Here is a 6,878-nt window from a genome sequence, read left to right on the forward strand (position 1 = left end):
TAGAGTATTAAATGAAAAGTGGAGCCAAGACCAACGTAACCGTTGACAGTAATTTTATCAACACATGCAGAGACGGGCCGGCAGTATCCTTAAATGGATCGCCCACCGTATCACCAACCACGGCTGCTTTGTGGGTGTCTGAACCCTTGCCGCCCAGTTGCCCTGTCTCGATGTATTTCTTCGCGTTATCCCACGCGCCACCGCCGTTATTTAAGAACGTGGCCATGAGTATTCCGGCTATTGTTCCAACCATCAGCATAGCGGCAACTGCCTCAGCACCCGCTCCTAATTGCTTAAACAACACACCGACTGCGATAGGCGACAACACTGCCACCAAACCAGGCACTACCATCTCCTTAAGCGCGCCCTTAGTGACTATGTCAACACAACGGCCATAGTCAGGCTTTGAAGTTCCGGCAAGTATGCCAGGATTTTCTTTAAACTGATCCCTGACGTCCCATATAACGTAGTACGCCGCCTTTCCAACCGCCCTGATGGCCAGTGCTGAAAAGATAAACACTAACGCCGCACCAAGCAACGCACCGACAAACACGACAGGCTGCGCCAAATCTACGCTCTTAATAGGATGACCGTAGTTTTCAACTTCGTCAAGGTATGCCCTGAACAGCAGGAACGATGCCAGAGCCGCGGAGGCGATTGCGTATCCCTTGGTCAGCGCCTTTGTGGTATTGCCCGCGGCGTCTAACCTGTCAGTTCTGTCCCTGACATCTTTGGGTTGCTCAGTCATTTCGATAATTCCACCGGCGTTGTCTGAGATAGGGCCGAAGGTATCCATTGCCAATATATAAGCGGCCGGTCCAAGCATTCCCATTGTCGCAACAGCGGTGCCAAATATGCCGGCATTTGGGAATCCAGAGGCCTGGCCCAAATAATAGGCGGCCAGTATGGATATTGATATGACTATCGCCGAAGGGGCGGTACACTCCAAGCCCATAGCAATACCGGTGATGATGTTGGTCGCCGGCCCTGTCTGTGAGGCGTTGGCTATTTCCCTGACCGGCCTGAACCTGTACTCTGTGTAGTACTCAGTGATATAAATAAACCCGATGCTCGTTGCTACTCCGACAACACCGGCTAAAAACAAGTAAAACCACCCATTAGGGGCAGAGGGATGGACAAACAGCCACTTGCTGGCGATAAACAACCCAATAACCGTAAAAAACACGGTTATAAAATATCCCCTGTTTAATCCGTGCATAGGGTCCTCGCCATCCTTTACCTTGACCGTCAAAACCCCGATGATAGAAGCGATTATCCCAAATGCCCTCGCCAGAAGCGGGAACAACATGACGCCTATTATCCAAACAGGGTCCTGAGTCACGGTCTTTGCCATAACACCGGCAAGTATCATCGCCCCGATATTCTCCGCCGCGGTTGACTCAAACAAGTCAGCGCCACGTCCTGCGCAGTCGCCGACATTATCACCAACAAGGTCGGCTATAACGGCGGGGTTGCGAGGGTCGTCCTCTGGAATTCCGGCCTCTACCTTGCCGACAAGGTCAGCGCCAACATCCGCCGCCTTCGTGTAGATACCGCCTCCAAGCTGTGCAAACAGGGCCACAAATGATGCCCCAAACCCGTATCCTACTATCATAAATGGAATCTTTGTAGCCTCAACTCCACTAAAAACCTTGACCAGCATGTAAAGTCCCGCTACACCTAAAAGGCTCATCGAGACAACCATCAGCCCCGAAACCGCCCCGCCGCGAATGGCTATGCGCAGCGCGTCGTTTACGCTGTTTACCGCAGCCGCCGCAGTCCTTATATTACTTCTAATGCTGACCCACATGCCGATAAAACCTGCAAAGAGAGAACAAGCCGCCCCAAACACAAAAGAAAGCGTTATCCACATGGCCAGGGCCATTCTCGTCTCCACCGGGTCAAAGCTCTGATGCTCTCGTATCATGCCGTAACCGATGAACAGGGCTGCCGCCACCATCAGCGCCAGAATAACTATTGTCTTATACTGCCGCTTTAGAAAGGCATTAGCACCCTCTTTAATTGCATCCGATATTGCGCGCATTGCCGCCGTGCCGTCGCTCTTTGCCAAAACCCACTTGGCCAGCACCAAAGCGGCCACAAGCCCTAGTACACTGATCCCTATTATCAGAGTCAGCAATAGGTTCTCCATAAATCCATCTCCTTCGCCCGTTTATATTTGCCATACTACGTATGACCTTCAACTCTACTACGCCTTTATCGGGTACTATATACGCGCCCGACTGCGTTTGTCAAGTTCTCTTTCTTTATTTTCGTTATTCCAAAGCAAAAATGTACCAATCTCTTGCCCAAAATTGAAAGTGTGTATATTTCCATTATTGAAACAAACTCGTAAATTGAAACGTATCTGAGTCGAACATGCCCTTGTCGCTGAGCTTTAGATGGGGAATTACAAGGAGCGCCATAAATGACAACATCATAAACGGGGCGCTCAGCGAAGAACCAAGTCTTATGGCAAATTCATTCAGCTCCGCATATCGCCGTGCAACCTCAAGGCCGTCATCGGTACTCATCAGGCCCGCAACCGGCAGAGGCAGAATCTTCTTTTCATCTTTGGATATAGCGGAAATCCCTCCCCTGTGTTCAATAATCAGATTCACCGCCTCACAAAGGTAGTAATCTGTGACGCCGACGGCTATGATGTTGTGAGAATCGTGTGAAATGGACGAGGCAAGAGCGCCGTCGTTCAACCCGAAATTATGTATGAATCCTACGGCGGGCGGGGTTTCTTTCTCATAACGATTGACAACGGCGATCTTTAGTATGTCATCATCAACGTTGGATACCAGATTTCCATTTGAGACCTTTGCCTTCCCATGCCGCTTGTCTGTAATCAACTGCCCGTTGAGCGCGCCTATCACTTTTAGTGTGCTATCGGACTTAGGGACAAAGAAATCACTGTCGCTCTTTGGGGCGGCGTTAAAATTATTCACATGCCTGTAAGGCGTGTGGGCAATCAGTGGGGTGCCGTTTTCGGCAACGAGTCGGCCATTGACATACGTCTTTAGTATATTAAAACTCTCAAGGCCGTCAACCACGGCAAAATCGGCACAATCACCTACCCGCAAAAGTCCGACATCAAGTCTATAGTGAAGCACGGGATTAACACACGCACATCGAAGCACCTTCATTATGTCATGCCCTGCGTCTATCGCCAGCTTGACCATGAGATTTATATGTCCTCTGACAAGGTCGTCGGGGTGGATGTCGTCGGTACAAAACATTACGTTGTGCCAATGCCCTGCGATAAGCGGCGCAAGGGCAATAAAATTCCTTGCCGCTGAGCCTTCTCTTATCAGGATTTTCATGCCGTAGGAGATTTTCTCCAGCGCCTCCTCAAGGCTGACACATTCGTGGTCTGTGGAAATCCCCATTTTAACGTATGCCTCACATTGGCCGCCTCTGAGGGCAGGGGCGTGGCCGTCAATGGGCTTGCCGTACTTTTGAGCGGCGCGGATTTTAGCCATTACGCCGGGGTCGCCGTTGATGGCGCCGGGGTAGTTCATCATCTCGCTTAGATATTTTATTTCATCCCGTTTTAACAAGGCTTCAATCGCCGTGGCGTCAACAGAGGCTCCGGCTGTCTCAAATCCGGTTGCAGGAACACAGGAAGGCGCGCCTAAGAAGAATTTAAATGGCACTGTACCGGCGTTTTCTATCATATAGTCAATGCCTTCGGTGCCCAGTACGTTTGCAATCTCATGGGGGTCGCAGACGGCTGCCACAGTGCCGTGAGCTACGGCCATACGGGCAAACTCCGCCGGTACCAGCATAGAACTTTCCACATGAACATGGGCATCTACAAGGCCGGGGATTATAAATATGGCGTAAGATTTATTTTTTTTTGTTATGGCGGCAATCTTTCCCTCTGATATTTCAATTTCCGCGGCGTATATGGCAGAGTTCAGGACATCTACACACATGCCCTCAATAGAAAAATCAGACCCCATGCCTTTCGTCTCTGATGACCACAGTGTTCTTGCCAACCCATTTGGCCTCATAGAGGGCGCTGTCGGTCTTTGCAAGCAGCTCCGCGGATGAGACATCCTCGTCCTTATTATAATCGGCAAGCCCCACGCTGACGGTCATTTTAATTGACAGGCCGTCCTGTTCAAAGGCCGGGTTCTCTATGTTCTTCCTTATCCTCTCGGCCACAATATGGCCGCGCAACACATCGGTATCAGGCAAGATAACCGCGAACTCCTCGCCGCCGTACCTGAAGGCGATGTCGCTTTCCCTGATGGAATCCCTTATGCGTTGCGCCGTGGCCTCAAGCACGAAGTCCCCTACTATGTGTCCATAGCTGTCGTTTACGGCTCTGAAATCATCTAAATCTATCATCAGAAGGGCAATGCCCTTTCCCGACTTTTCCGCGGCTGTCAGTTCCTTCTCTATGGTATAGCTGAAATGGCGCTTTGTGTATAAACGCGTAAGCTCGTCAGTTATGGCCATCGCATAGAGGTGTGAGTTCTCAAAGGCAATGGCAATATGCCCGGACAACGCCCGCAACAACTCAACCTTTTTGATTTTAAACGGGGCAGATGTCCTTTTGGCGTTAATCAGCGCAAGAGGCTCACCAGACTTCGATATGTTTAAATAAATGTCACCCTTGTCACGCGACAATATAAAGCTGTTTAACTTCCCCTCTATCCACAGATTTATCATGCCTATAAGCGGGTCGTCGGCCTCGACTTTTCTTCGGACGATTCCATCGGATGCCACATGTTTTGTAAAAACGCTGTACTTGCCGCTCCTCTTTGGCATAACAACAGATACCTCCCCGGCCATCAGGCAATCGCTGAAGATGTCCACGACTATTTTTCTCAGTTCCTCAATGTTGATGGTCTTGCTGAGCTTTTCAACCATCGCATAGAGGAGATTGACCTCTTCGCTCTGACTGATTATTTCAGCGATATATTTATTAATCTTTACAGATAGAAGCGGGATAAGCAGCAAAAGACCACACAGGCAGGAGCCAATTATAAGCGCCTCCATTTTCATAGTAATCAGGGAGGAGCGCTCAAGCGTCAGGTCAACGATGAGCTTGCCATTTATTGCCGCGGAGCCGTGGCAGCCATAACACTGTGGTTCGTTAGGAATAACAGAGAGATTTCGAAGGACATTCACACCGTTTTTGTTCTTCACCGCCATCGTGTATTGGCGGGGTAGGTGGGTGTCTTTGGCCTTGTGGCATCCGAGGCAAATGGCCTCCTTTTCTGAAACTATCTTGCCAACATCGCCCTGTTCGGTGCAATACGCCGCCACGCCCCTGTTGTTTAAGATCATAATGGATGAGACGGCACCCTTGTTGTTTACAATTTGCTCTATAGCCTGCCTGAGATAAGGAGATCTTGTCAGCATTAAGTGTCTTAAACTTGACTCAACAACAGAACTTAATTCCTGAACATTGCCCTTTGTATCTTCAAAGCAGGCATTTCTTACCAGAAGGACGACGATAGACCCCAATAAAATAAAATAAACACTAAGAAACCCCATAAGCCCGAAAAGTATCTTCTTTTTCAGGCCGCGTGTCCAATCCGATTCTATTTTGTTGTGTGTCTCTGCCAAAATATTATTATCTCAAGCACCCAGTAGGACAACTCGTCAAAACGTTAATAAACGCACGGCGGCCCGACATCTTCGCAAATCATAAAGACGGGTACACCCCCCGGGCTAAGTCGCAGCCGTCCCGCCCAATCCCTTCATCAGGTCGGCAACCCTTGAATTGTTGAAGACAAGCGAGCCAATGGCCATGTTTGGATTTTGCACGATTCTCATCCTTGCCTGCCCGGCAGAATCTAACGCCTCAGTTTCATTAGTTATTGTCGTAGTAGTGTTCGGATTGGGGGCTTTGGCATTGCTTATCCCCACTGTGTAAGCCCCGGTGTCGGCTTTTTCGTTTTCAGGAGGTTTTGATCCACGTTTACCCTTTACTGTCTTCCCGCTGGTATTTAAACCCTCAGCGGCGGCAGTTATCTGAACACCCGCGGGGACCCGCCCTATCGCCATAACAATTCCCCCTTCATTGAAAACGCCCCACTCATAGGCAACACCCCCTTTGATAATATTTGCCCGACATACACAAATATACCACAACATCAAAAAATAATCAACTTTTCAGGGGCGGCAATTCCCGGCCAGCAGTAAAAAAACGTCTACTCATCAGGCAACAGCCCCAAAGATTACAACAGAGGCACTGAACACTAAAAAAGGCGGGGACCCGCCTTTTCCTTCAGAGTCTTTTTGTCGCCTAGTTATGGTTAGACAAAAGCACCTGTGTGAATAAACTTTGAGTCGTGTCATAGTACGTGCAAAGGTAGTGTCCTGTGGTTATAGCGGCCGTATAAACAGTGTACTTTAATGTTCCACCGCTTAAATAAATATCGTTTGTTGAGTTGTCTAAAAACGTACACAACATTCTTTCTGTCGATGAGTTTGTGGATGTTGCTGGTACTGAATACCAGTCACAGCTCTTAAGCAATCCGCAGTACCAGCCGTTTTGTGTCGCCTCAGCCGGGTGAAGCGCGCCTGAACCTGCTCTGCCCGCGAAATCCCCCTCGGCAAAAGCTACTCCACACAATACAATTAACGTCAGTACAAGTGCAATACCCTTCATACCTTCTCCTCCTGTTATCCTAACCCGTCTTTGCCTTCTAAAATAAAAGGCGCTCACTACCCATGGCAATACTACAACACACCCGTGTCTTCTATTTCTATTTGTTTGGGCGCAGAAGCAGGGCAATCGCATTAGAAAAATAAAGCAAAAGATACCTATGCAATCACTCCGGCTTTGTCCCTTGCCGTCATTCCGGCTTGCAGACTGTGTCATAATAGTAGGCCAGCCCCCCCTTTTTTTT

The 6,878-nt window shown here is 49.1% G+C and carries 5 protein-coding genes; all 5 read right to left on the bottom strand.

Annotated features, from left to right (window positions below):
• Positions 1–7: 7 nt before the first annotated feature.
• A complete protein-coding gene (locus AB7D94_RS05535; RefSeq protein WP_420264737.1) occupies positions 8–2,152 on the bottom strand; it encodes a sodium-translocating pyrophosphatase in 2,145 nt (714 codons plus the stop codon).
• A gap of 184 nt (positions 2,153–2,336) precedes the next feature.
• Positions 2,337–4,007, bottom strand: coding sequence for an adenine deaminase (ade, locus tag AB7D94_RS05540; RefSeq protein ID WP_420264738.1), 1,671 nt, complete (start codon positions 4,005–4,007; stop codon positions 2,337–2,339).
• Positions 3,961–5,589 (bottom strand): GGDEF domain-containing protein, encoded by a 1,629-nt coding sequence (locus tag AB7D94_RS05545; RefSeq protein ID WP_420264739.1) that lies wholly within the window; start codon positions 5,587–5,589, stop codon positions 3,961–3,963. The genes ade and AB7D94_RS05545 overlap by 47 nt, the downstream gene beginning before the upstream one ends.
• Before the next feature lie 105 nt (positions 5,590–5,694).
• Entirely contained in the window at positions 5,695–6,030 is a 336-nt protein-coding gene (locus AB7D94_RS05550) for a hypothetical protein (protein WP_420264740.1), read from the bottom strand.
• Between the two features lie 241 nt (positions 6,031–6,271).
• Entirely contained in the window at positions 6,272–6,637 is a 366-nt protein-coding gene (locus AB7D94_RS05555) for a hypothetical protein (RefSeq protein WP_420264741.1), read from the bottom strand.
• Positions 6,638–6,878 lie beyond the last annotated feature (241 nt).

Origin of the sequence: Candidatus Magnetominusculus dajiuhuensis (assembly GCF_046044395.1) — a bacterium.
GTDB lineage: Bacteria > Nitrospirota > Thermodesulfovibrionia > Thermodesulfovibrionales > Magnetobacteriaceae > Magnetominusculus > Magnetominusculus dajiuhuensis.

Bases quoted from the DNA above. Each gene is read 5' to 3' on its own strand.
- AB7D94_RS05535 (WP_420264737.1), bottom strand. From the start codon at position 2,152: ATGGAGAACCTATTGCTGACTCTGATAATAGGGATCAGTGTACTAGGG.
- AB7D94_RS05550 (WP_420264740.1), bottom strand. From the start codon at position 6,030: ATGGCGATAGGGCGGGTCCCCGCGGGTGTTCAGATAACTGCCGCCGCT.
- AB7D94_RS05555 (WP_420264741.1), bottom strand. From the start codon at position 6,637: ATGAAGGGTATTGCACTTGTACTGACGTTAATTGTATTGTGTGGAGTA.